Genomic DNA, 23,727 nt, shown 5'->3' with positions numbered 1-23,727 from the left:
GCGGGGATTTTGATTAAGCATCAGAGTTGATTGAAACGGGGGATATTACTTGAGATTTTTCAGACTAGTGCAAAACGATCTTCTTCTGATTTTCAAGTCAAGGACCTTCCTTATAGTCCTGGTTTTACTTCCAGTGCTACTAGCGTCAATCTCCGCTATAACTTCTGATACTGGAGGTTATTCTGATCTAAGAATTGGCATTATTAACGAAGATAAGACTTTCATAGGACTTTTCTTTATTCAATATGCCAGCTCAATGCTTAAGGGAGAGAATATCATCCAGTTGTCTGGCAGGGAGGAAATTGATTCAGTAATAAACATCCTTGACGGTGTCTTCATAATACCGAGGGGATTTGCGAACAAACTTCTCTTCCAGGAACCGTCTGAGCTGATCTTTATCCCAAATCCCGGCTCTATGCAGACCGCAGTTGCACTCTACCAGGTCTTGAGTAATGTCTTGAGGGAATTCAAGGCTCTCCCCGTTGTAGCGGATCCCGAATTTATGAAGACCGTAGATATCGATCCAAATTATGTGGCTCCTTCTCTTACAGTAGAGGGGATTTCTGAATCGAAACTCAGCTTCTCTTCCCTTCTCTTCCCAATAGTGCTGGTTACAACTCTAATGTTCATGACATCAATAGGTGCTGCAACAGGTGTTTTTGAAGATAGAAGAAACGGTGTAATCGACCTTCTGAGGCTTTCGAACATCGGCTCATTAAAGTATATAGGAGCTAAAGTAGTAAGCTTTATGGTGTTTTCAACGGCACAGGTCTTGATATTCATGATTGCTGGAAGTTTCTTTGGACTGGAAATAGCATCCAACATTTTGCTCTATTTAGCAGTGATAGAAGTGTATATCTTCTTGTTCACATCTATTGGCTTGCTGATAGGTACCGTTCTCAATTCTTCGAGGAGCGCCCAGCTAACTTCCATATCAATAGTTACGACCTTGCTGGTTCTGAGCGGAATTATTGTTCCCCATTCGATGTTTCCTGACTGGCTTGAATCTTTCAGTAGAAACCTGCCGACAACATCCCTTCTGGTACTCCTTCAGGGAATTTCAATGCTAGATTTCAGTCTGTCCAAGGCGGTTATCCCTTCTGCAGTGAATCTATCAATTGCGGTGGTAATAACAATAATTGCTGGCCTTATGACTCTGAGAGAGGATATCTCACTCGCAGACTAGATCTTGATCGCAATATTGACTGGCGTGGTCAAAAGAGTTATAATTGTGCTAGTTGAAAACTCCCAAAGGGAGAGGGCTTTCTTGCCCTCTATTTTTTATTATGGTGGTGTTGTTTGTGGAGGACCTGAAGAAAGAGTTGCTTGAACTGGCAAACGAAGTCGCAAGTAACCTTGGCTATTCGATCTATGATCTCGGACTTTCGAGAAGGGGAAAGAAAAGACTAGTGAAAATCACGATCGATAAGCTAGATGGGTATGTATCTATTAGCGACTGCGAATTGTTCTCAGCCGAGTTTGGTAAGGCGCTTGATTCAGCGGACCTCGTACCATTTTCATATGATCTGGTTGTAGAGTCACCTGGGCTGGAACGCGCTCTTAGAAGCCTGAAAGATTATGCTAGATTCGTAGGCGAGAAGGCGAAAATAATTCTCCAAGAACCCGTTGATGGGGTTTCTGTTGTGATTGGGAAGATTATCTCATGCGAAGGCGACGTTATCACTGTTGAGAATTCCGAAAACGGTAAAGAGATAGCATTCCACTTTTCAGACGTAAGACGTGCCAACCTAAAACTATGATTTTGACGGTGAGGTGTTCATATGAATCTCAATCTCTTGGAAGCCCTGGATCAGTTGCAGGACGAAAAGAACATTGAAAAGGAAGAAGTCTTAGATATACTTGAGAAAGCATTGCAAAGTGCCTATAAGAAGAACTTTGCTTCCGAAAGTGATGTTGACGTTAGGATAGACAGGCTTACAGGAGACATAGAGGTCTTCGAAAGGCTTGCTGTCGTCCAATCGGTCGAGAATCCTTCGGTTGAAGTGACGCTGGAGGAAGCTCTTAAAATCGATTCTACAGTTGAAGTTGGTTCAATAATCGAGAAAAAACTCAACATAAAGAAATTCAAGAGAATTGCCGCTCAGACTGCTCGACAGGTTCTAATTCAGAAAATTCGTGAAAGAGAAAAGGAAAACCTGTTCGATAAGTACGTCGATATGAAGGGAACCGCAACTACTTCCGAGGTATTGAGAGTTACCGCCGAATGGATTGATCTTCGAATCGGCAAACTGGAAACCAGAATTCCCACGAAAGAACTTATCCCTGGTGAACAGCCTAGACTGAATTCTCTTATGAAGGTATTTGTTGTGGACGTCACGAGGTCTGCGCGAGGACCTCGTTTGCTTGTCACGAGGCGGACACCTGAGTTTGTAATAGAACTGCTGAAACTTCAGGTCCCGGAAATTGCTGGAGGAGATGTCACAGTCAAAGCAATTGCCAGGGAAGAAGGTGTCAGGTCTAAAGTTGCTGTATTCAGCCAAAATACAAAGGTTGATCCAGTCGGAGCTTGCATTGGTGAGAGTGGTACTAGAATCGCTGAAGTTCTAAGAGAAATAAAACCCGAGAAAGTCGACATTTTGAGGTGGAGCGACGATCCAGCCGAATTCGTTGGAAATTCGATTGCGCCTGCCTCTGCTCTTGAAGTAAAAATCGCGAATCCTGAAAACCATGAGGCAGTGGTCTATGTCTCGCCAACCCAGCTATCTCTTGCAATTGGAAAGGGAGGCCAAAATGCGAGACTTGCAGCAAAACTAACTGGCTGGAAGATAGACATAAAACCCATAATGTAACTCAGTCTGGCTTGAACGGAGGCTGATTATGAAGAAAGACCTGCTTAGGGCAGAACTGAAGAAGAGAAATCAGAGGATGACTGCTCAGCGAGAATACGTGCTTAGGTTCTTTCTAGAAGCCGAAACGGATCACCTGAGTGCAGACGAAGTATATCAGAAGGTTCAGGGAAGAAAATTCAGAATAAGCAAGGCAACAGTCTACAGGACGATCGAGTTACTTGTGGAAATTGGTCTCCTCAGGAAAATCATCTTCAGAGACGGAGTAGTCAGATATGAGCCGGTAAAAAAGGGAGAGCATCACCATCATCACATAATCTGTATTAATTGCGGGGCAGTTGTCGAATTTCACCTGGACAACCTTGAAGAACTAGAGGAGCTCGTAAAATCGAGGACTGGCTATACAATAGATGATCATCAACTGAAGTTCTACGGCTTGTGTCCAAAGTGCCAGAGTACAATGAAGAACAGAAATAGTGACAACAATGACACTAGATAAGCCGGAAATGGTTCAAGACTTATCGAGGGAAGCACTTCCCCAATTCTCTTCGTAGTCTCTTCGAGCAAGATCGAAATAGTTCTCAGACTTCCCGAAACAAAATCGCTTATCACTCTCAGTCCGAGGAGATCTGTCACTAAGATGACTATCATTCCGACATACGCAGGGACGACAAATATAGGAACCATGATGACAGTAAGCGGAATTCCGACAACCGATAACGTTCCAAATGTGCTTAGAGACAGTGGAATAACCGCTGTTTGCGCGATCAAACCAACCAGAAAAGCCTGGCCAATCAGATTCCTGTTCTCGATTTCAGGCAGAAAGATTAGCAGGGCAGCGGTGGCAAAAAAACTCAGTTGGAAAGAGATGGATGCAACGATTGAAGGCTGAGCAATAACGAGAGTCATTCCCGATATTCCAAGTATATTTAGCGGGTGCTGGCGGTAATCGATTAGTTTGAATATAGAATAACAAAACAGCATTAGGAAAGTTCTGAGTGCCGAAATTGCCGGGCCGGTAGACAGCGTGTAGAAGAAGAGTATCGTAATTGAGATCAAGATTCTTGTGTTTCTGCCCAGCAAAAGAAACGAAAGAGTGGAATGAACCAGTAAGTACATAAAGCCAATGTGTAGGCCTGAAACGGCAAATAGATGAGCTACTCCTAGATCCGAGATTCTCCTTCTGGTTTCATAATCGATATACCTTCTGTTGCCGGTGAAAACCGCCGCAGCTACCGTGTCCTCAAGTCTATACTTCGAAAGCAGTCCATCAACGAATTTTCCGGGAAAAGAGATGATCTCGACTCCATCTATGCATCCTTCGACACTTGAAACAATCTTGAATAGCGGATAAGACTCCTGCCTTTCCAAGGTACCGGTAGTCCAGATTATCTGACCAGGAAAAGCAGTCGCATCTCTATCCGAAAGTCTAATATTAACAGCGGGGTGAAGTTTCGTCCACTCACCCCCAACGAGTATCTTTCCCATACTTGCCTCGATACTTCCAGATCCTCCTTTGCATATATACCCAACATATTCAACCTCTCCCGTGTCAGGAAGTCTAAGTGTTACGGTTTGGGCGAAGCAACCTATTACGAAAAAGACCAGCCATGTCAGCGGACTGATTTGTTTCGAGGAGAAAAGGAGTACGGAAGTTGCCAGAAAGACTACAGGCAACCAGCCATTCGCTTTCCAAATTAGTGCAAAAACAAGCAGTTCTCCTAGCAACACAGCCAGGAGGCAGTAGAAAAATGGGAAAGCCGTCTTTCTTTTCAGAAGTCCGTCTAGCATATATTAATTCTACATCCCTCGCAACGCTTTGTGAACAACGTGTTCGATGATTCACATGTGATAGAATAATATCGTTGAATGTTCCTGGAGGTTTTGAAGTGAGACAATTTTCTTTTGGCGGGCTGACGCTGGTGGGTTACTATGGATACAATAACCTTGGCGACGATCTTCTATTGCTTTCATCACTATCTCTCATCCAAGAGATAGGGTTTGAAGGGCCGATCTATTTGCCGGCCGCCTCTCACATTGACAACATTGGTCACAGATTTCCTTCAAAGCTCGACATCAGGTTGATCAAGAGATTCGGCGTAAATGATCTCAGAAATTCTATTAAGCACTCGATGGTAACCGTCTTTGGAGGAGGTAATCTTCTTCAGGATCAGACAAGCTGGAGGAGTTTTTTATATTACTATGAGATCGCAAAACATACGCTAAGAAATCGCAAGCCACTTCTATTTCTCTCACAGGGGTTCGGTCCAGTGGGCAAGTCTGTGAACAGGAATGCTCTGAACAAATTGCTGAAGAATCCCTTGACTTACGGAGTTATGAGAGATGAAGTAAGCTATAAGCATTTTGCATCGATTTCCAGAAGCGCGATTTTGGGGACAGACTATGGTCCCTATTACCTGCAGAACGAAGGGATAATTCCTGATAAACGAACTATGGAAGATGGACTTGCAGTTATTGTTTTGAAGAACGGAACCAACGTTGACGATGTACTAAGTTCTTTGAGACTCAACAATCTCACCGAAGTCTGTGCTGTGGGCTTCCATAACCATCATGATGAAGAAAAGAGAAGTGAGCTTGAATCAAAGGCGCGATCAAATGGTTTCAAAGTCAGGAAACCTCCCGAAGACCTTGAAGGAATGATAAAAATCTTCAACAATGCTGAATTGATAATTACTGAGCGTCTTCACGGAGCAATACTAGCCATCTCTCTTGGAGTTCCATTTGTTTGGAAGAGAAACAGTAAACTCGATAGATTCGTAAAATCTCTCGACAGGAACTGTGATCTCTTTTTTGAAGGAAGTTGTGAGAGCTTGAGCCTGGCCATTAACAGTTCACTGAAGAATCCGATGAATCTTAAAGAGCGTTACTGGTCACAGATGGACACAACTATCAGCGAATCCAAAGAGCTACTCAAGAAACTGCTGTTAAGAAGGTGATTAGATGTGGAAGTATTTCCTGCCGACAAAGATTTTCGCCGGAATCGAAATTATAAGTGAGAACGCCGAGTTATTGAGGGAAGTTGGAACAAATGCGTTCTTAGTTACCGGAAAATCGTCCGCCAAGAAGTGCGGGGCGCTCGATGAAGTACTGAGCGTACTAAGGGGCCTAGATATTCCGAACATGGTATTTGATGAAGTTGAGGAAAATCCCTCTTTCGCAACGATCGAAAAGGGCGGAAAAAAGCTCTCTGCGAGCGGATGCGATTTTGTGATCGCAATCGGTGGCGGAAGTCCACTTGACGCCGCCAAAGCGATCTCAGTTATCGGAATGAACAGCGAATGCGATTGCAGAGATCTATACACTGGACAAAATCTTCCTGCCTTTCCGATAATCGCAATTCCTACTACATCCGGCACAGGAAGTGAAGTTACACCATACTCCATTCTAACTGACGGCGAAGGAACCAAAAAGGGCTTTGGTATGCCCTCAACTTTTCCCTACATCTCCTTTCTAGATCCAAGGTACACTGTCACGATGCCCGCAGACATAACTGTCGCGACTGCACTAGATGCCCTATCTCATTCAGTGGAGGGAGAGGTAGTTAACAATGGGAAAAACCCACTTGTTAAGATGCTTTCCAGGGAGGCAACTGGAATAGTCAAGGAATTTCTTGGAAAGGTCCTAATGAACGAAGACAACGTATCTTTGAGAGGGCAGATGCAGTTCGCTTCCACAATAGCAGGGATAGTGATTGCTCATACAGGAACAACGGCTGTTCATGCAGCCGGTTATCCACTTTCATCCTTCAAAGGGGTAAGACACGGTATGGCTAATGCACTCATGTTGATCAAAGTATTCAGGAGGATTGCTAATGCCGATCCAGAGAGAATAGCAAGTGCCATCGAACCTTTTGAAGATCTTGATGAGCTTAACGCTTTCTTGAAGAAATTTGGTGTGGAAAGGGTAGATTTAAGGATTTCAGATGAGGAAATTGAGAAATGGTCTGAACAGACAGCGAAAGCATCTCACTTGAAAAAGACACCCGGCGATTTCGATAAGCAGTTCTTTGCCCAGTTGTACCGGGAGATAAAAAACCATTGACCTCCAGAGTGATTCTAAAAAGATCAATAAAGAGACGGATTGCGTTCGGTCATCCGTGGGTCTATGACAACGAAATAGATAGAAGCGACGTTATTGACGACGGCTCCATAGTCGATGTCTTAACCTATTCCGGTCAGTTTTTGGGTAGGGGCTATTACAACTCGGGTTCCACAATAAGAGTGAGGCTTCTGACAAGGAGAAATTGCAGATTTGACGTCGATTTCTTCTCGAGGAAGATAGAAAGGTCTGCCTTCTTGAAGTCTTCTCTGCTAAGAACCAGCGATGCCATGAGAATCGTTTTTGGTGAAGCAGACGGACTTCCCGGATTGATAGTAGACAGGTTTTCAGGGTGGCTCGTTGTTCAGTTCAACACACTCGGCATAGCGCACTTGAAAGATGTGATAGTTGAAGCCTTGATCTCAGTCTTGAAACCGAAGGGGATATTCGAAAAGAGTGAGGGAATCTCCCTCAGAAAAGAAGGCCTGGATGCGAGAGAGGATTGGATTTACGGAAGCGGACCGGAGCTCCTCCCTTTTTCTTCAGATGGAATCATTTTCTTTGCTGATACTAAGGGCCAGAAGACAGGATTCTTCCTCGATCAAAGAGAAAATGCAGAGAGATTGTCTGAGTATGCGGCCGGCCGAAATGTCCTAGATGTATTTTCCTATACTGGCAATTTTTCGTTCCACTGCTTAAAGAAGGGAGCCCGAAGCGCAACTCTGTTAGACGCTTCGGAGAGGGCTCTTTCAGTAGCCAGAGAAACAGCAGAAGCAAATCGATTTACGGACAGTTGTGAATTCGTGAGAGCAAACGCCTTCGATTATCTGAGGACGAGCCGTTTCTCAGGTAGCGATCTTGTCATAATTGATCCTCCGGCAATGGCAAAGACTCCATCTTCGAAGAGGAGCGCTCTGAGAGGATATAAGGAACTCAACTTGCGGGCAATGAAGATCCTGAAGAACGAAGCGCTTCTTGCATCCTCTTCTTGCACTCAGATCGTTTCCGAAGAAGATTGGTCTCGGACTATTAATGACGCTTTTCACGACAGCAAGAAAATTGGTGTAATTGTATTCAGAGGAGGTCAACCTATAGATCATCCCGAGGTTAGCTCGATCTTCGAAACCAGATATTTGAAATTCTGTCTGTTTCGAATTTTTGAGCTAGCTGATTATTGATCGACGGATCGAATACTGTCGATGTATCAATGTAATGCTATAATTCAGAAAAGTCTAACGGCTGGAGGTAGATATATATGGCCAAAGTATACGTTGTGACTTCCGGAAAAGGGGGAGTCGGCAAGACAACAATCACGGCCAATATTGGTTGTGCTCTTGCCAACAAGGGGGCTAAGGTCTGTCTTATTGATGCAGACATTGGTCTTAAGAATCTAGATATTGCTCTGGGCCTTGAAAACAGAGTTGTTCATACAATTCTAGATGTTGCAAATGGTAAGGTGACGGCTTCCGAAGCGCTGGTGAGGCACAAGCAGATCAAAGGGCTATATCTACTTGCAGCCTCTCAAATAGCAACGAAAGAGATGCTTTCCCCAGAAGATATGAAGAAGATGATCGCAGAACTTTATCCGAAATTTGATTACATTATCGTCGATTCTCCCGCAGGAATTGAGAGAGGGTTTAGAAACGCAATCGCTGCAGCCGAAAAGGCCTTAATAATAACCACTCCTGAACTGCCCGCAATCACAGACGCGGATCGTGTCATCGGACTTCTCGAAAACTCTGGAATGCAGGAATCAAATATCAGGCTAGTCATAAACCGATTCAAAGTTCAGATGGTCAAACGCGGTGATATGCTTACTAGAGAGGATATCCAGGGGAACCTCGCAATAGATTTAATTGGAATCATTCCCGACAGCGATGAAGTAATCGTGGCCACAAACAAAGGCGTACCTGTTATCCTGAACGGAAACGGTGAAGGAATCGGAAAGGTCTTCGAGAACATTGCTTTGAGGATGAACGGGGAACCTATCCCGGTCGAGCAGGATATCCTTGAGCATGGATCGAAAGGATTCCTTGAATTCCTGAAGCGCATCTTCAGAAGAAATTAAGAGGGAGTTGAAGTGTATGTTCTTTGGACTTTTCAGGAAGAAGAAAAAGACTGAGGGAAGCAGAAAAGAAGCAAAGGATAGACTTGATTCCATAACCGGTGGCAGGAGATACTCAGTACCGGTGAGAGAGGTAATACCACAAGACATTCTTCAAAACAGCGGCAAGGATATGGTACATCAGATAAAGACCTATGTAGCTGATAAATACAAGGTTAAGGAAGAGAATGTCAAGGTTCAGCTTGAAGAGCATAATGGATATGTGGTTATCATTACAAACGTTGTTTTTCACTGATTTGTCATGAGATACTCCATAAATACGAAATTCAGAAACCAGCTAATAGACATTACAGATCTCGTAATCCAGTCTGTCAGAAAGTCAGAAGCTTCTTGTGGTCTTGTCAATGTCTTTGTACCACATACCACAGCTGCAATCACAATTAATGAAAACTCCGATCCCGATGTTGCTCACGATATCTTGCATTGGATGGGAGATGTGATTCCGAAAAGCAATGAATTCAAACACCTGGAAGGAAATTCAGACGCACACATAAAGGCAACTCTTGTGGGATCTTCAATTTCGATTCCGTTCAGGGATGCTTCACTCCTGTTGGGAACCTGGCAGTGCGTCTATTTCTGTGAGTTTGACGGTCCCAGAAGCAGGGAAGTGATTGTTACAGTAATAGAAAAAGCAAATCTCTGACGGGTCTCGTCTCGGGTACTTGTTGAGGATCGAGAGAAGACATAGGGGGCGATATGCACAGAGGAAGATTAGCATTTTTTGCTCTTTTGGTTTTTGGATCTTCGCTTTTTGCAATCAAGGGGTTCACGTGGGACATGGGCATTCCTAAGTTCTATTTCTCATCTGTTTCGATTGCAGTTTTTGTCGTCTTCAGTTCTTTGAAAGCAGTAAGAAAGCCATATCGCTTAGGTGTCTCGGCCCCGCAGGTCTTCGCTCTGTTGTTTGGCGCTTACGCCTGCCTCACGACTCTTCAGCTGATTGGCACCCTGCCTCAGGTCTTTCTTACGTCGCTCGGGTTCGCGATGAATCTGCTTCTTTTTGTGCTTTTCTCAGTTCTGATGTCTGCAGAGAGATCCGATACTCTACTAATAATTCTTCAGCTCTTTATGTTTGCTGGACTTGTAATTGCCTTCGATGCAGTTTTTTCATTTTATTCTGGTCACGGTTTGTTGTGGGGAACAGACAACAATCCCTTTACCAGGGGAAATCTCTCTTCAGTAATCGGCAATGTCAATTTCACCACCGATTTGATGGCGATGTTACTCTTCCCGGCTGCTTTTCTAACAGTTTCAAAGAAAAAAATCTGGAAATTTGATAATATCCGACGAGCTTTCTATCTGGCACTTTTTTCGCTGTTCCTTATTGTTATTATGATTGGTCAAACCAGAGCTGTATATTACTCTGTAATAGGTTCCATAATCTTTATGGCGGCTTTCTCGATCTTCCCTCTCTTGAGATTCAAGATGAGATCCTTCGCTTCAGCACTGGACAAGCTGTTCAGTATTCTGCTCATTTTTTCTGCCGCGGGGATAATGATCATCTACTCGGGCGACAATGTGCTCACCAGTGGAAGATTCAGCTTTTCAGAAAGGATTTCTTATACTACAGAAGACAGTATCTCTGTTGACGTCAGGATTCTTCAGTGGAAGGCAGCAGTCAAACAGTGGGAAAAATCAACTGTACTTGGTACTGGATTTGGATCATACAAGTACCTCTCGACCGAAAACATGGGAGAGGTGATCGTTGAACAACCGAAATACATGTATGTCGCAGGACTTAACAGTATTCGCACTCACAATGAGTATCTTCAACAAATGGGAGAAACAGGAATAATTGGAATCCTATTGATTGCAGGTTTCGTTATTTCCATGCTGCTAAACACAATCAAAGTGGTGAGAAAGTCTTCATCTGTAGAAAAAATCATACTGTATCTTTTTCTTACCGCAGGATTGCTGGTAATTTTTATTCACTCGACTCTTTCTTTTCCCGGACATTTGATGCCCAACGCTTTGTTCGCCGCCTTCCTCTTTGGATTCATTATGAACCCTGATCTAAGCGGAGAGAGGAGACCCGGTTTTCCCATGGACAAAGCTTTTCCTCTATTGATCGTTTTGTTTGCTCTTACCACATCCGTTCTGATGAGCCGAACTTTCATCTCTGAAGGTCTATTTACTAGAGGCTACATAGAATATAGAAGACTTGAAAGCATAAATCCTCAGATTCCAGAGCTTGTGAATTCAATCGGTAACATCAGAAAGGAAGTTGAGGCCGCAGAAAGTCTGGAGGGAAAATACTCATACCTGCAAAGCGAAACCTATGTATCTGAACGGTTCGAGACACTGGCTGAGAGTTATCCTAACGCGCCATTTGAACTCCTTCAATCAATGGCTTCCGAAGAACGTGAAAAGGCCTTAGAATCGACTTTGACGGGCCTCAACTCTAAACTCAGATCTGCTTCTTCGGCTCTTTTGAATGCAAGACAAGATTCGACTGATAGTTTCTACTCTGCAATGCGCAATCTATCAACTTCAAGGGAAATTTCGGGAGGCCAGTATCTGTCGGAGGCTTACCTTGGATACATGTATTTGACCGCACAAAGAAAAGAAGACTTTCGTCTGAAACTCAACATGTCAGGAGGTGGAATCGAAAGCGCTTTCAGAGAGATTTTCTCAAGAGCTGATATTTTCTCAATCTGGCTTGCCGAAGACAATTCACCCGGAGCAATGCTACGTGAACTCCAAATCGATCACGCCTATTTGAGCGATCTGGCAGATCTTCTCAAGCCGGACCTTGCTGCAACAGACGTATCAGGACTCTTTCAGGATATAGATATAAACCTGTTGATAGACTATCAAGTGACTCTCGATGCTGTAGATGCACTTTTGCGGTCCTTAAAGATATCTCCCGATCTTCAAGTAGTAAGGAATACAGCGAATCTTCTATTTCGAGTAATTGCTTCTGCCGAAATGATCGCAGACGAGCTTGAGCATTTCGCTCCTTACGTAATTGGCACTAACGCCTTGAATAGCCTAATAGAGAAGATCAGAAGAATTCCAGAATCAGAAAGAAAAGACCTTGCGACTCTTTACGATATTGCGATTGATTACAATCCCGGAGGATGGCTGAAAGGGAACGATAACATCTACGGCGAGTATTCGAGAAACCTGCTCCTACTTTACGGTTTGGAAGCACTAGATGAGGTACTTGAAATAGCGGAAAAAGAAGTGTTCGCATGGAGTGTAATGAAAGTCACCGATAGAGTGGTTCCTTCAGGCTCGATAGGAGAACTGACTCCTCTCAAAGAACATATTTCAAAAGAATGGTTTGAAGATCAATATAGGGAAGTGCATTCTTGGTGCAGAGATACTTCAGTAGAGATCTCAAAGCAGATTGAGAATGGAGAGCTTTCTGGAGAAGCCTTAAATAAAGCTCAGACTGCCCTCATCAAATGTGATAAGTTCCTGCAGCTTTATTCTCAGTGGTGAGAGATCAAAAGTCACCGGGGTGTTACACAGACAATATGCCGGGTAATGTGGACGTTATTAATCGGACTTATGATAGTGTTGATGTAAATGGAGGTTTGTTTATGCTGGAGGTAAAAGAAATCAAGTTAGTCAGGGAAGAGCGGAAGATTCTGAACAGTCTCACGGCTTCCTTTGAAAAAGGTCGAGTTTACGCAATTCTCGGAAACAATGGCGTTGGAAAGTCAACACTATCATATGTTCTTATGGGTCTCGAGTCGCATAAAGACTACGAGGGAAATGTTTATCTTGATGGAGAAGAAATAGATTTACTGTCAGTACCAGAGAGAGCAAAGAAAGGCATCTCTCTTGGTTGGCAGGAACCGGTAAGATTCGAGGGGCTTACGGTTAGAGAATATCTTACTCTAGGCGGCAAACTGAAGCTTTCCGTAGAGGAACTCGATGAGACGCTTTCCACAGTAGGCCTCAACAGAGATTACCTGGATAGGTTTGTTGATGAATCGCTCAGCGGCGGAGAGAGGAAGAGAGTCGAACTGGCTTCAATAATCCTGGTTAATCCCCGAGTCACTATTCTCGATGAACCTGATTCCGGCATAGACATAATGTCTATGGAAATGATTGAGCATGTACTCGAAAGGCTTAGAGACAAAGGCTCCATAGTTATAATCATCACTCACCGGGAAGAAATTGCAAGGATGGCAGACGAAGCATATCTTCTTTGTGGAGGCAGAATACTTGCTTCGGGTGAACCGGAAGAAATCGTTAGTTTTTACAGGAAACTCTGTGACAGCTGTCAGCACATAAATGAGCCGGTTAAGGAAGGCGGGCTTGCCAATGATTGAATCAAACTATGAGAGAGAATTCACGGCAATTGCCAAGGAGTATGAGAAATCAGGCGGCAATGTCTCTGATTTCTTGAGGAAGGATATTGTATCGATTATTGTTGGCGGAAACAAAGTAATTGGTAGGAATACGGTAGATGGCGTGCATGTGAGGGCAAAAGAATTGGACAATGGAGTAGAGATTTGGATTGACATCGATGATGGCACTGTAATAGAAAACCCCATACATCTCTGTACCGGTTACTTGAAGCCCGAAGGAACTCAAGAAATTCTTATTCATAACCACTTGGGAGACAGAGCCAGGGTGAAATTCATTTCTCACTGCGTCTTTCCTAGCGGCGTGAATTTTACGCACTCCATGGTCGCCGATACAGATGTTGGAAAAGACTCAGAAATGTTGTACGAAGACACGCACATGCACAGTAAGGATGGCGGTGTAACCGTCAAGGCAACGTACAATACAATCGTCAGAGAGGGCGGTAGCTTTCAGAACCACTTTTATCTAACGAAGACCAGAGTCGGAAAGCTTTTCGTCAAGATGAGTGTTACTCTTGAGAAATACGCATCGGCTCATATAGAATCCAAGGTTTATGAACGCGAAGATGACTATCTCGAAATAGATGAAGAACTCTACCTGAATGGTGAGGGCTCTTCAGGGATAGCAAGAACAACTGTATTTGCTACTGACAGAAGTCGGGCCAAGATTATTAACAAGGCCTATGGAAATGCACCTTTCTCCAGAGGACACATAGAATGCAACGAGATTATCAAAGGTGACTCCGTAGAGGTCGGAACGGTTCCCGAGTTATACGTCACAAATGAAAAGGCCGAGCTTACTCACGAAGCATCGATCGGAAGAGTAAACGTAAAGCAGATGGAGACATTGATGTCCAAGGGTCTGAGTGAAGAAGAGGCAACTGATATGATTGTCAGAGGAATGCTCAGATAGAAATGGGGGGAGTCCTTTGAATTACTCGGAGCAGTTTCTTGTGAAAAAACTAGTAGATCTAGCCAAGATACCTAGTCCTTCTGGTTTCACAGATACGATAATTACTTATCTTGATTCTGAACTCCGTGGAATGGGGCTCATTCCACGCAGAACCAGAAAGGGCGCTCTTGTCGTCGAGATAGGAGGGCAAGATAGACCAATAGTATTGGCAGCTCATGTAGATACTCTTGGAGCGATGGTTAAGTCTTTGAAGCCAAATGGGCGCCTTGAGATGACGAATATCGGTGGTTTCACTATGAACAGCATAGAAAACGAAAACTGCATCGTTCACACAAAATCTGGCAAATCCTTTACAGGAACTATTCAGTCGATTTCACCTTCAGTTCACGTCTTCGAAAATGCTCGAACCCTTGAGCGGAAGATCTCTAATATGGAAATTCGTGTCGATGAAGAAGCTAAAGACGCTGAAGCACTTCAAAGACTGGGAATAGAAGCAGGTGATTTTGTCTCATTCGATCCCAGAGTAACTGTGACTGATAATGGTTTTGTGAAGTCAAGGCACCTAGATGACAAGGCAAGCGTGGCTGTCTTACTTGATCTGGCAAGAAGGGCCTCATCCGGTGAAGTGACCTTTGGAAGAAAGACATATCTCTTCTTCTCAAACTACGAAGAGGTAGGTCACGGAGCCTCTGCGGCGATGCCTGAGGACTGTGAAGAGATTATTTCGGTCGATATGGGCGCGATAGGCGATACTTTGAAAACTGACGAATTCGTAGTTTCGATATGTGCAAAGGATTCAGGCGGCCCTTACGATAATTCGGTTGTAAGGAATTTGATCGAAACAGCAAAAAAAGTCAGTGTCGATTATGCAGTTGACATATATCCCTTCTACGGCTCCGATGTCGAAGCATCGCTCAGAGCTGGATACGACGTTAGGTTTGGACTTGTCGGCCCGGGAGTTGAATCATCCCATGGTTATGAAAGGACTCATTACAGAGCTTTGGAAAATACCTTGAAGCTTTTGATGGGATACATTGAAAGCTGAGGCACAGCAGCGCCCCAGCCATCTAAAATCCTAGAATACTATCTTACCTTTCTTCTGGCCCTTTTCCTGACCAAGCTGGTTTACAAAACCCGCTGGTGCAACGTCTATTACTTTGCTTTTTTCAGCTTCCATAGTCTCTTGGAGTCTTTTTCTATAGGCATCCATCTTTTCCTTGAGCTCGGTAACATCTCCTTCTAACCAACCGAAAATGCTCTCAGTCAACTTAGAAGAAATCTCCTCAATCTCATCGCTTTCTTCCATCATTCCAGCGTTCTTAGTGACCTCAAGCTCTTCACTCACTGCCTTCTCGACATCATCCCTAGTAAGCTCGGGCACCGTTGTCTTAACCAAACGCATAGCTATGTTAGTTCTGAGCCTTAGATCATCTATAGTTGCCTCTAGATTATCTACTCTGGACATTATCGCTCCTAAGAATTGATCAAGTGAAATCTGCATCTCTTTTCAGCTCCCTTCAACGTTTTTTCTCACAGTAATTTTACTACCGAAAAGGTCAACTATAGTTAAGGCTATGTTTTTGATCGTAATATTAGTCATTTCTGTCGAATCTATGCCTTAGTCTAAACAGCCACAAAGATAGAACACCAACAAGCAGAAAGGCAAACAAATCACCCGATGCAATTTCGAAGAACCAGAAAGAAGGAAGGTAACTGTTTGCAAACAACGGAAGAGTGAGAGCCGACGGAAATAGCCAACCCGAAAGAAGCATAACGGCAGCAATAGAAACGGCTATTAGGCTCTCCCGGAACTCCCTCAGCTTTCGGAATATCAGGAAAGAAATCGAAGCTACCGAAGCAATAAGAGCGTATGAGGAGATTATTCCCAGCGCTGACTGCAAGTTCCTGTTCTGATTGGCCAAAATCACAGTCACCAGAATCAGAGTACATGGCTTCCTTAAAATCCCTCTAACGATTCTGGACAAAGCGTACATAGATTCAATCTTTTTTTCGAACTGCGGTCTATATACTATGACTCCCAGTAAGATTGTGAAGAGCAGCAAGCCCTTTGATAGAGAGGGGTCCCAAAAAAACAGGACGGAAACTGCCACAAAACCAATGATAACCTCCTGAAAGAGTATAATCAGTCTCTTCACATTCCCTCCTGTAAACTCTTGACCAAAGCATCTATACTGCTGTCGCCTGTAATATCAAGAAAGAGCTCTTCAAGAGTCGATTCAACACTTCCAAAATCCTCTCTTAGGGCTGAAAGCGTCCCCTCGGCAATGAGTCTTCCTCTATCAATGATTCCTATCCTGTCACACATCTTCTCGGCAACCTCAAGTACATGAGTTGTCATGAAGACAGTCGTTCCCTTATCGGCCATGTTTCTCAACCAGGCCTTCAATTTGCCCGCACTCGACGCATCAAGACCCACAGTGGGTTCATCGAGAAAGATAACGGTCGGCTCTCTCATAAGGGCAATGGCTACCATCAGCTTCTGTTTCATTCCGTGTGAGTAATCGCCTATGTATTTCCCGAGGTAGTCGATTTTGAAGGCATCGGCAATGTCCATAAGCTTCGACATAGTCTCCTTTGGAGGAAGACGATAAATGTCAATTATGAATTTGACAAACTCAACCCCTTTCAAGTTGTCATACATCTTCGGTTCATCAGGAACAACAGAGATCAACCCCTTTATTTCCAGCTTGTTTCTCTCAATATCCAACCCAGCAATTTTAATCTTCCCTGAACTAGGGGCAATTACCCCGGTGAGCATCTTAATGGTCGTTGTCTTTCCCGCTCCGTTAGGTCCTAGAAAACCGTAGATCTCGCCGGAGGGAATGGTTAGATTAACCTGGTCAACAGCTATGAGGCTTCCGAAACTCCTTGTCAAATTCAGAGCTTCTATCATCGATTTACCTCAAACGCCTTATCATAGAACGTGGCCGTCTTCGGGTGAAACATCAGCTCGATAGTTCCGACGGGACCGTTTCTCTGTTTTCCGATTATTACCTTTGTAACTTGTGGCGAATCACTTACCTCGCTCTTATCTTTGTAATAGTCTTCTCTATAAAGGAACATTACAGTATCAGCATCCTGTTCAATGGCGCCAGATTCTCTGAGATCGCTCAAGCGGGGCATCTTGTCCTCTCTTTGTTCCACAGCCCTCGAAAGCTGAGAAAGAGCTACTACAGTAATATCCAACTCCCTTGCCAGTAGTTTCATGGATCGAGAAATCTCCGAAATCTCCTGCTGCCGATTATCAGATCTGCCTTTTGTATGCATTAGCTGAAGATAATCAACAAAGAGAACCTGAACATTGTGCTCCATCTTTATTCTTCTTGCCTTGGCTCTAAGTGATCTGGGGTCCAGCGATGGTTCATCATCGATGATGATCGGGGCCGTTTGCAGGGTGCTGGCTCCATTTGTCAAGCGCTTCCACTCTTCATTACCGATATCCCCCGCCCTGAGTCGCGATAACTCGAAGTTTGTCACATTGCACAGAAGTCGTTGAGCAAGCTGTTCCTTAGACATCTCCAGGCAAAAAACCGCTACAGGCAACTGGAATTTCAAAGCCATGTTGCTTGCCATACTCAATGCAAAAGCAGTCTTGCCCATTGATGGCCTAGCAGCAACAATGACAAGATCGGAGGGTCGGAAACCAGTTGTAACTTCGTCAAGCCGTCTGTAACCACTAGCAATACCGGTAATCCTTCCAGTAACAGCGTTCTCCTTCAGTCTTTCCAAATTATGGAAAAGCTCATGCATTATCTTTCCAATATGCTGGTAAGTCTTCGAAATCTGCGCCTCTGTTATCTGGAATATCGCCTTCTCTGCGCTATCAAGAATATCGTCAGTCTCTTCCCCTTCGTAAGCGTTTTCGACAATGGAGCTAGCTGCCGAAATGAGGGAGCGCAGAAGCGACTTTTCCTTAACTGTCTTTCCATAGTAAAAGAAATTGGCTGAAGTGGGAACGACATCGGCAAGTTTCGCAAGATCCACCTCTCCTCCCACTTCTTCAAGGACGCCACCGGTTCTCAGCCTCTCAGTAACCGAGACAATGTCTACTGGACTTCCTTCATCAAAAAGCTTCTCCATAACGGAAAACACAAGCTGGTTCTTTCGCGAGTAGAAGTCTCTACTAGTGAGAAGCTCCATCACGTCAGGAACAACATCTGGATCTATAAGGATGCTCCCTATCACTGCTTCTTCAGATTCAATACTATTGGGAGGTACTCTTGCCTTCAAAATGCTCACCAACTTCTCTACATTATCCAAAGCTCTTCAAAATCAGTTTCTTAATTACCGAATAATCCCCTTCGAAAACAAACTGGCCCCTTTCTTTTCCAGAGCCACCCTTTACATCAAACTCTTCTTTTACCCTGTTTAGAACCTCTTTACAGTCCACTCCTTTACCATATAAAAAGATTCTATCTCTCGCCTTACCAACAATAAGATACTTTTCTAGAGTAACAAACCTTGGAATAGATGCTAGGATGCTTTCTTCATCCTCAAGAAACGTCACTTCAGAGCTAGATTCATCTATCTCTTTCGCAGTATAAATGGCCAATCTTTCGGAAAGACTCCTGACTGTCGAACTGTTCTTCTTAACTTCACTTAGAAGCGATTCTACTCGATTCGGCAAATCGGAGTAGCTACAAGTCAAGGAGAGGGCCGACTCAGCAATTAGATTGTGCTTCAAAATATAGTCGTTTACGGCTCTATCACCTGCCACGAAATAGACTCTGGTTAACTCCCCTTTGGCCTTCTCACGTCTCAAGATCTTCAGTAACTTTATTCGGCCGGTACTTTCAACATGAAGACCTGAACAAGCACTCAAATCTATTCCATCTATTTCAACTAGTTTGATGTCTCTCTCACTCTCTGCAATTTCGCGTTTGATTTCCTTTCTAAGATTCAGTTTTTCAAGCTCAGGTCTATTCACGATGAATCTTCTTACCTGAAGATTGTCATTAATCAGCTCATTGCAGGTCCTCTCGACATAATCGATCATATCATCCTTAAGGATTCCAAGAGAAAGATCGATTGAAGTGTGTTCTTCCCCCATCTGAAACCCCACGGTTTCGGCATCCAATTCGCGAAGAAATATTGCCGATAACAAGTGCTGCGCAGTGTGCTGTTGGGAGATATCCTGTCTCCTCGTCTCATCGATATTGATTTCCACCGATTCACCTCTGCCCTTATCGATTATTCCATCTACTTCGATAAGAATCTCATTATTCGACTCATTTACAGACAAGATATCCAGTCCGTCCACTTTTCCACGGTCGCCAAGTTGTCCTGCTTCTCCATCAACATACACATTACCGTAACATATCCTGACGTAGGTAGTACCTTCTCCAAACCATATTTCCCTTACTGCTTCTAACATACATCGCCCCCGGCCACTTGATATTATGTGCAAATATATGTAATAATTATACAGTAGCATTTCTTAACTCCGTGGGTGATAATTCGAAAAATGAATATGAGGTGATTTGGTTGCAGGAAAGGCCTATCCTTTCGGTAAAAAACCTCTCTACTCACTTCAATATGGCCGAAGGAGTTGTTAAGGCCGTTCAAGATGTCTCTTTCGATCTTTATCGAGATGAGGTCTTGGGAATAGTTGGAGAGACTGGTTCTGGGAAGAGTGTGACTGTGAAAACAGTTGCGGGGATGGTTGATAACCCAGGCTTCATTGCTGGTGGCGAAATTCTCTTTTTGACCGATGAATTCAGTAAGAGCGGTGAAAAGGACTATATTGATTTGGCAAAGCTTCCAAAAGATAGTTTCTCCAGAGTCAGGGGGAAACACATAGGAATGATCTTTCAGGACCCAATGACTTCGCTTGACCCGATGTACACTGTCGGTAACCAGATGATAGAGACCATTGTTCACCATAAGAAAGTTACCGAAGAGGAAGCAAGAGAACGATCGATAAAGCTTCTCGAACAGGTGGGAATTCCAAAGCCCTCCGAGCGAATCGATGATTACCCCTTTCAGCTTTCTGGGGGACAGCGCCAGAGAGTAGTGATAGCGATAGCGCTTTCGTGTGATCCGGAAATCCTGGTTGCCGATGAGCCTTCAACAGCTCTGGACGTGACAGTTCAAGCTCAGATTTTGGAACTGATGAAGGATCTTCAGGAGCAGTTCAATAGCAGCATGATTTTCATCACACACGATCTGGCTGTAATTGCCGAAATAGCCACGAAAATTAGTGTAATGTATGGAAGCTATCAGATGGAGATGGCAGATTCTCTTGAGATCTTTGACAGTCCGATGAATCCATACACATTTGCGCTACTCGAATGCATACCGAGACTCGATATAAAACAAGATCAGCTCCTCCCTATTCCTGGCCAGCCGCCAGTAATGTTGAATCCACCCGTGCTATGCCCATTCCTTCCAAGGTGTTCAAGAGCAACGGACAAATGCTATAAAGAGATGCCTCAGCTTGAACAAATGAAGGATAATCATTTCGTCAGATGCTGGAACCCAATTACTAACAAAGTACTGCTGGTCAAGGAGGCTCAAGAATGAAGCTTCTTGAAGTTAGAAATCTGAAGAAGTACTTCCCGATCAAGCAAGGCTTCCTCATAGAGAGAGTTGTTGGTTTTGTCAAAGCCGTTGACGACGTATCCTTCTCGGTTGATAGGGGCAAGACCATAGGAATCGTCGGAGAGTCGGGATGCGGAAAGACGACAATCGGCAAATCGATTATTCGTCTACATGAAGTAACTGATGGAGAAATGCTTATTGACGAAGAAGACACCACTTTCTACTTCATGAAGAAGCGAAGAGCAAAACAGTATTTGAGAGAGAAGTATTTCGATACTGAGAAGTTCAATAACGGCGATGGTGTTGTGTTCGAACCTTTCGAAAAGAAGATGTACGATGTATATAATGGAGTCAATAAGGACTCTTCAAAGGCGATAGATATCCTGTTTGATAAGTCAGATCACAAGAAGAAGCTTCTCAGGCAAAAGGCACAGATAGTATTTCAGGACCCAATGTCTTCTCTGAATCCAAGGATGACAGTTGGGCAGATGTTAACTGAACCGCTTCTTTTCCACAAACTTGCTAAAGACCTTGACGAAGCAGTTGAAATGGTGAAGGAACTCCTTGTACAAGTCGGCCTTAAACCTTATCACGTGGACAGATATCCGCACCAGTTCAGTGGTGGTCAGAGACAGAGGATAGCCGTTGCAAGGGCTATCAGTGTAAACCCGGATCTCATCGTTCTCGATGAGCCGACTTCTGCCTTAGATGTTTCGGTTCAAGCTCAGATAGTCAATCTCTTTGAAAAACTGCAGGAGCAACTCAATGCAGGTTATGTTTTCATCTCTCATAACCTTTCTCTAGTAAGATTTATATCGCAAGACGTCTCTGTAATGTACCTTGGTAGGATCGTAGAACAGGGCAACAGCGAGTCGATTTTCAAGGATCCATTGCATCCTTACACGAAAGCACTTCTTGCTGCGGCTCCAATACCCGATCCGAAGAAGAAGCGAAATCGCAAAGATCTTGTCGGCGGCCAGGTACCAAGTCCAATAAACAGACCGGCAGGCTGTTTCTTCAATCCAAGATGCAAGTACAGGATGGATATTTGTACCAAGGAATATCCGCCCATGTTTAGGGCGGATGAGAATCATTATGTTGCGTGCCATCTTTATTCCACATCTCATGAACAAGGAGGGGAAAGTAAATGAAGAAACTCTTAGTGCTTCTCGTAGTACTCATTGCTGCAGGATTACTCTTTGCGGCCCCTGAGTACCAAGTAGAAGAGACATTCAATGGCAAGCCCGGAGGAACTTTCTATTACTGGGGCTTGGGAGATCCAAAGACCTTCAACTATGACTGGGCTCAGGAAACCAGTTCAACCGATCCTCTCGGATTCACTCTTGCAACTCTCATCGAAGCCGACGAGGGCGGTATGCCATCGCTTCCCGGTCTGGCAAAAAAATGGTGGTTCTCTGATGACGGACTTACCTTCTTCGTACAAATAAGAGAAGGTCTCCAGTGGTCCGACGGGGCACCATTCACAATGGACGACGTGTACTGGACATTCGTTGACTTGTCCTTTGTTCCAGAGAACACGGCCAACGGAAACGGCTCTTATCTCGATTCAAACGACCAGCTTCCAGTGGTCGAGATCGTCGATGAAACCACGATCTCCTTCACATGGACAGTACCTCAGGTTACTGCTTTAAGGCAGATTGGCTTCCGCCCGATAATGCCAAAGCACATTCTGGAGGAAGTTGTCGCCAATGGTACTTACCCGGAGTTCTGGACAATTGCAGACTTTGATAAGCTAGTCGGAATGGGACCCTTTGTGATTACAGATTACGTCGAAGGCGTAAGGATTGTATTCGAGAGGAACCCCTACTACTGGAAGGTTGACGCAAGTGGAGTACAACTACCCTACTTCGATAAACTCAACTACGAGCTTCTTGCAGACCAGAACACATCTCTTCTCAGATTTGAGGCTGGCGAAATCGATCTTTACGGACCGACTGCCGAGCAGTTCCCAAGGCTGGCAGAAATGGCCGCAGAAAAGGGCTGGATAACTGGCGTCGGTGGACCGGCTCTCGGTTCTCAGTTCGTAACTTTCAACTTCAATTCCACAGATCCAGTCAAGAGAGAATGGTTCAGAAACGATGGATTTAGAAGGGCCTTTGTCTATGCAATGGATAGAGATGCCATCATCGAATCCCTCTACAATGGACTTGGTTCTCCTCTGTATGGGCCTGTATCTCCATCGAGTGGTTTCTACAATCCGGAAATTGAGGAGTTTGCCTACAAGTACTCAATCACGAGAGCAAGACTCGAGCTCAGGAGAGGCGGCTTCAACTGGCTTCCAGATGGAACCTGTGTGGATGCAAATGGAAACCCAGTTGAGTTTGAGCTCATAACCAATGCTGGAAACGTAGTCAGAGAGGCAATAAGCAACATTATCGTCGATGGGGCTGCCAAACTTGGAATAAAGGTCAATTTCAGACCAATTGACTTCAACACCGTTGTTGCAAGACTGACAGACGCAACCTACGAATCAGTCGTTATCGGATTGACAGGCAGTGTGGATCCTGGAACAGGCTGGAACGTTTACAGGCTTGACGGCGGTCTGCATTTCTGGAACTATCCTCCTGACTACAATCCTGATGACCACATAACTGAAGACATCTACGTTCTTCCCGACTGGGAAAAGAGAGTAGACGAGATCTACAGACTCCAAACGTCTGCCGTTGTCGATCAGGACAGATATGACTTGTTTGCGGAGTTCCAGGTGCTTTTTGCCGAGTATCAGCCGGTGGTCTTCACAATGGCACAGAACTTCCTTTATGTCTACAAAAACAACATTAAGATGCCAGTCGAAAAACTAACACCTGCAACTGGCCTGCTCTTCCAGTTAGAAGGCTGGTGGAAAGAGTAATATCTTGATTCTCGATGCGGGAGGGCTTCCCTCCCGCTTTTATATAATCAGAGACTTAGCGAGAGTGT

The 23,727-nt window shown here is 44.3% G+C and carries 23 protein-coding genes; 17 read left to right on the top strand and 6 right to left on the bottom strand.

Going from position 1 to position 23,727, the window contains the following annotated elements; all coding sequences use genetic code 11:
* Positions 1 to 49 precede the first annotated feature (49 nt).
* The 4 genes from Y697_RS01095 to Y697_RS01080 all read left to right on the top strand — a co-directional run bounded on the left by Y697_RS01095 (position 50) and on the right by Y697_RS01080 (position 3,306).
* Positions 50 to 1,186 (top strand): ABC transporter permease, encoded by a 1,137-nt coding sequence (locus Y697_RS01095; RefSeq protein WP_121549860.1) that lies wholly within the window; start codon positions 50 to 52, stop codon positions 1,184 to 1,186.
* Positions 1,187 to 1,301: 115 nt separating this feature from the next.
* Positions 1,302 to 1,760, top strand: coding sequence for a ribosome maturation factor RimP (gene rimP, locus Y697_RS01090; protein WP_259462253.1), 459 nt, complete (start codon positions 1,302 to 1,304; stop codon positions 1,758 to 1,760).
* 21 nt (positions 1,761 to 1,781) lie between these two features.
* The gene (gene nusA / locus Y697_RS01085; protein WP_121549858.1) at positions 1,782 to 2,810 is read left to right on the top strand and encodes a transcription termination factor NusA; all 1,029 of its coding nucleotides are present in this window, start codon (positions 1,782 to 1,784) and stop codon (positions 2,808 to 2,810) included.
* A gap of 28 nt (positions 2,811 to 2,838) precedes the next feature.
* Positions 2,839 to 3,306, top strand: coding sequence for a Fur family transcriptional regulator (locus tag Y697_RS01080; RefSeq protein WP_121549857.1), 468 nt, complete (start codon positions 2,839 to 2,841; stop codon positions 3,304 to 3,306).
* On the opposite strand, the gene Y697_RS01075 is transcribed toward Y697_RS01080, so the two are convergent.
* A complete protein-coding gene (locus Y697_RS01075; RefSeq protein ID WP_259462252.1) occupies positions 3,237 to 4,538 on the bottom strand; it encodes a ComEC/Rec2 family competence protein in 1,302 nt (433 codons plus the stop codon). The genes Y697_RS01080 and Y697_RS01075 overlap by 70 nt on opposite strands.
* Positions 4,539 to 4,696: 158 nt before the next feature.
* Here Y697_RS01075 and Y697_RS01070 point away from each other — a divergent pair, with 158 nt between their 5' ends.
* From Y697_RS01070 to Y697_RS01025, 10 genes are all read left to right on the top strand, one after another.
* Positions 4,697 to 5,764 carry a polysaccharide pyruvyl transferase family protein gene (locus Y697_RS01070; RefSeq protein ID WP_121549855.1) on the top strand — a complete coding sequence of 356 codons (1,068 nt, stop codon included), beginning with the start codon at positions 4,697 to 4,699 and terminating at the stop codon, positions 5,762 to 5,764.
* A 4-nt stretch (positions 5,765 to 5,768) separates the two neighbouring features.
* On the top strand, positions 5,769 to 6,869 hold the full coding sequence (locus tag Y697_RS01065; RefSeq protein ID WP_121549854.1) for an iron-containing alcohol dehydrogenase family protein: 1,101 nt from the start codon (positions 5,769 to 5,771) through the stop codon (positions 6,867 to 6,869).
* On the top strand, positions 6,866 to 8,044 hold the full coding sequence (locus tag Y697_RS01060) for a class I SAM-dependent rRNA methyltransferase (RefSeq protein WP_121549853.1): 1,179 nt from the start codon (positions 6,866 to 6,868) through the stop codon (positions 8,042 to 8,044). The genes Y697_RS01065 and Y697_RS01060 overlap by 4 nt, the downstream gene beginning before the upstream one ends.
* Before the next feature lie 77 nt (positions 8,045 to 8,121).
* Positions 8,122 to 8,934 (top strand): septum site-determining protein MinD, encoded by an 813-nt coding sequence (gene minD / locus Y697_RS01055; protein ID WP_121549852.1) that lies wholly within the window; start codon positions 8,122 to 8,124, stop codon positions 8,932 to 8,934.
* Between the two features lie 16 nt (positions 8,935 to 8,950).
* Positions 8,951 to 9,226 (top strand): cell division topological specificity factor MinE, encoded by a 276-nt coding sequence (locus tag Y697_RS01050; RefSeq protein WP_006491911.1) that lies wholly within the window; start codon positions 8,951 to 8,953, stop codon positions 9,224 to 9,226.
* A gap of 6 nt (positions 9,227 to 9,232) precedes the next feature.
* On the top strand, positions 9,233 to 9,634 hold the full coding sequence (locus Y697_RS01045; protein ID WP_121549851.1) for a secondary thiamine-phosphate synthase enzyme YjbQ: 402 nt from the start codon (positions 9,233 to 9,235) through the stop codon (positions 9,632 to 9,634).
* A gap of 86 nt (positions 9,635 to 9,720) precedes the next feature.
* Positions 9,721 to 12,438: an O-antigen ligase gene (locus Y697_RS01040; RefSeq protein ID WP_259462251.1), complete on the top strand. Its 2,718-nt coding sequence runs from the start codon at positions 9,721 to 9,723 to the stop codon at positions 12,436 to 12,438.
* A gap of 101 nt (positions 12,439 to 12,539) precedes the next feature.
* Positions 12,540 to 13,277, top strand: a complete 738-nt coding sequence (locus Y697_RS01035; RefSeq protein WP_121549849.1) for an ATP-binding cassette domain-containing protein — start codon at positions 12,540 to 12,542, stop codon at positions 13,275 to 13,277.
* On the top strand, positions 13,270 to 14,226 hold the full coding sequence (locus Y697_RS01030; protein WP_121549848.1) for a SufD family Fe-S cluster assembly protein: 957 nt from the start codon (positions 13,270 to 13,272) through the stop codon (positions 14,224 to 14,226). The genes Y697_RS01035 and Y697_RS01030 overlap by 8 nt, the downstream gene beginning before the upstream one ends.
* A gap of 16 nt (positions 14,227 to 14,242) precedes the next feature.
* Positions 14,243 to 15,271 carry a M42 family metallopeptidase gene (locus Y697_RS01025; RefSeq protein ID WP_121549847.1) on the top strand — a complete coding sequence of 343 codons (1,029 nt, stop codon included), beginning with the start codon at positions 14,243 to 14,245 and terminating at the stop codon, positions 15,269 to 15,271.
* 30 nt (positions 15,272 to 15,301) lie between these two features.
* Here the strand turns inward: Y697_RS01025 and Y697_RS01020 are convergent, their stop codons facing one another.
* The 5 genes from Y697_RS01020 to Y697_RS01000 all read right to left on the bottom strand — a co-directional run bounded on the left by Y697_RS01020 (position 15,302) and on the right by Y697_RS01000 (position 19,621).
* A complete protein-coding gene (locus tag Y697_RS01020; RefSeq protein ID WP_121549846.1) occupies positions 15,302 to 15,727 on the bottom strand; it encodes a hypothetical protein in 426 nt (141 codons plus the stop codon).
* A 91-nt stretch (positions 15,728 to 15,818) separates the two neighbouring features.
* Positions 15,819 to 16,382 (bottom strand): multidrug transporter, encoded by a 564-nt coding sequence (locus Y697_RS01015; protein WP_121549845.1) that lies wholly within the window; start codon positions 16,380 to 16,382, stop codon positions 15,819 to 15,821.
* Entirely contained in the window at positions 16,379 to 17,140 is a 762-nt protein-coding gene (locus tag Y697_RS01010; RefSeq protein WP_121549844.1) for an ABC transporter ATP-binding protein, read from the bottom strand. Before Y697_RS01010 ends, Y697_RS01015 begins: the two co-directional genes overlap by 4 nt.
* The gene (gene dnaB, locus Y697_RS01005; protein WP_183083675.1) at positions 17,137 to 18,486 is read right to left on the bottom strand and encodes a replicative DNA helicase; all 1,350 of its coding nucleotides are present in this window, start codon (positions 18,484 to 18,486) and stop codon (positions 17,137 to 17,139) included. Before dnaB ends, Y697_RS01010 begins: the two co-directional genes overlap by 4 nt.
* A 13-nt stretch (positions 18,487 to 18,499) precedes the next feature.
* Positions 18,500 to 19,621 (bottom strand): alanyl-tRNA editing protein, encoded by a 1,122-nt coding sequence (locus Y697_RS01000; protein ID WP_121549843.1) that lies wholly within the window; start codon positions 19,619 to 19,621, stop codon positions 18,500 to 18,502.
* Positions 19,622 to 19,782: 161 nt separating this feature from the next.
* Here Y697_RS01000 and Y697_RS00995 point away from each other — a divergent pair, with 161 nt between their 5' ends.
* From Y697_RS00995 to Y697_RS00985, 3 genes are read left to right on the top strand one after another with little or no spacing between them, the layout of a single operon-like run.
* On the top strand, positions 19,783 to 20,769 hold the full coding sequence (locus Y697_RS00995) for an ABC transporter ATP-binding protein (RefSeq protein WP_259462250.1): 987 nt from the start codon (positions 19,783 to 19,785) through the stop codon (positions 20,767 to 20,769).
* Positions 20,766 to 21,938, top strand: coding sequence for an ABC transporter ATP-binding protein (locus Y697_RS00990; RefSeq protein WP_121549841.1), 1,173 nt, complete (start codon positions 20,766 to 20,768; stop codon positions 21,936 to 21,938). The genes Y697_RS00995 and Y697_RS00990 overlap by 4 nt, the downstream gene beginning before the upstream one ends.
* On the top strand, positions 21,935 to 23,659 hold the full coding sequence (locus tag Y697_RS00985) for an ABC transporter substrate-binding protein (protein ID WP_121549840.1): 1,725 nt from the start codon (positions 21,935 to 21,937) through the stop codon (positions 23,657 to 23,659). The genes Y697_RS00990 and Y697_RS00985 overlap by 4 nt, the downstream gene beginning before the upstream one ends.
* Positions 23,660 to 23,727 lie beyond the last annotated feature (68 nt).

It is taken from the genome of Mesotoga sp. BH458_6_3_2_1 (assembly GCF_003664995.1).
Lineage (GTDB): Bacteria > Thermotogota > Thermotogae > Petrotogales > Kosmotogaceae > Mesotoga.
Note: the sequence above shows the minus strand (reverse complement) of the source record. Positions and strands in the feature narration are given on the sequence as shown.

Bases quoted from the DNA above. Each gene is read 5' to 3' on its own strand.
- Y697_RS01000 (WP_121549843.1), bottom strand. From the start codon at position 19,621: ATGTTAGAAGCAGTAAGGGAAATATGGTTTGGAGAAGGTACTACCTAC.
- Y697_RS01035 (WP_121549849.1), top strand. From the start codon at position 12,540: ATGCTGGAGGTAAAAGAAATCAAGTTAGTCAGGGAAGAGCGGAAGATT.
- Y697_RS00995 (WP_259462250.1), top strand. From the start codon at position 19,783: ATGGCCGAAGGAGTTGTTAAGGCCGTTCAAGATGTCTCTTTCGATCTT.
- Y697_RS00985 (WP_121549840.1), top strand. From the start codon at position 21,935: ATGAAGAAACTCTTAGTGCTTCTCGTAGTACTCATTGCTGCAGGATTA.
- Y697_RS01010 (WP_121549844.1), bottom strand. From the start codon at position 17,140: ATGATAGAAGCTCTGAATTTGACAAGGAGTTTCGGAAGCCTCATAGCT.
- Y697_RS01045 (WP_121549851.1), top strand. From the start codon at position 9,233: ATGAGATACTCCATAAATACGAAATTCAGAAACCAGCTAATAGACATT.
- minD (WP_121549852.1), top strand. From the start codon at position 8,122: ATGGCCAAAGTATACGTTGTGACTTCCGGAAAAGGGGGAGTCGGCAAG.
- Y697_RS01020 (WP_121549846.1), bottom strand. From the start codon at position 15,727: ATGCAGATTTCACTTGATCAATTCTTAGGAGCGATAATGTCCAGAGTA.
- Y697_RS01050 (WP_006491911.1), top strand. From the start codon at position 8,951: ATGTTCTTTGGACTTTTCAGGAAGAAGAAAAAGACTGAGGGAAGCAGA.
- Y697_RS01080 (WP_121549857.1), top strand. From the start codon at position 2,839: ATGAAGAAAGACCTGCTTAGGGCAGAACTGAAGAAGAGAAATCAGAGG.
- Y697_RS01065 (WP_121549854.1), top strand. From the start codon at position 5,769: ATGTGGAAGTATTTCCTGCCGACAAAGATTTTCGCCGGAATCGAAATT.
- nusA (WP_121549858.1), top strand. From the start codon at position 1,782: ATGAATCTCAATCTCTTGGAAGCCCTGGATCAGTTGCAGGACGAAAAG.
- Y697_RS01030 (WP_121549848.1), top strand. From the start codon at position 13,270: ATGATTGAATCAAACTATGAGAGAGAATTCACGGCAATTGCCAAGGAG.
- Y697_RS00990 (WP_121549841.1), top strand. From the start codon at position 20,766: ATGAAGCTTCTTGAAGTTAGAAATCTGAAGAAGTACTTCCCGATCAAG.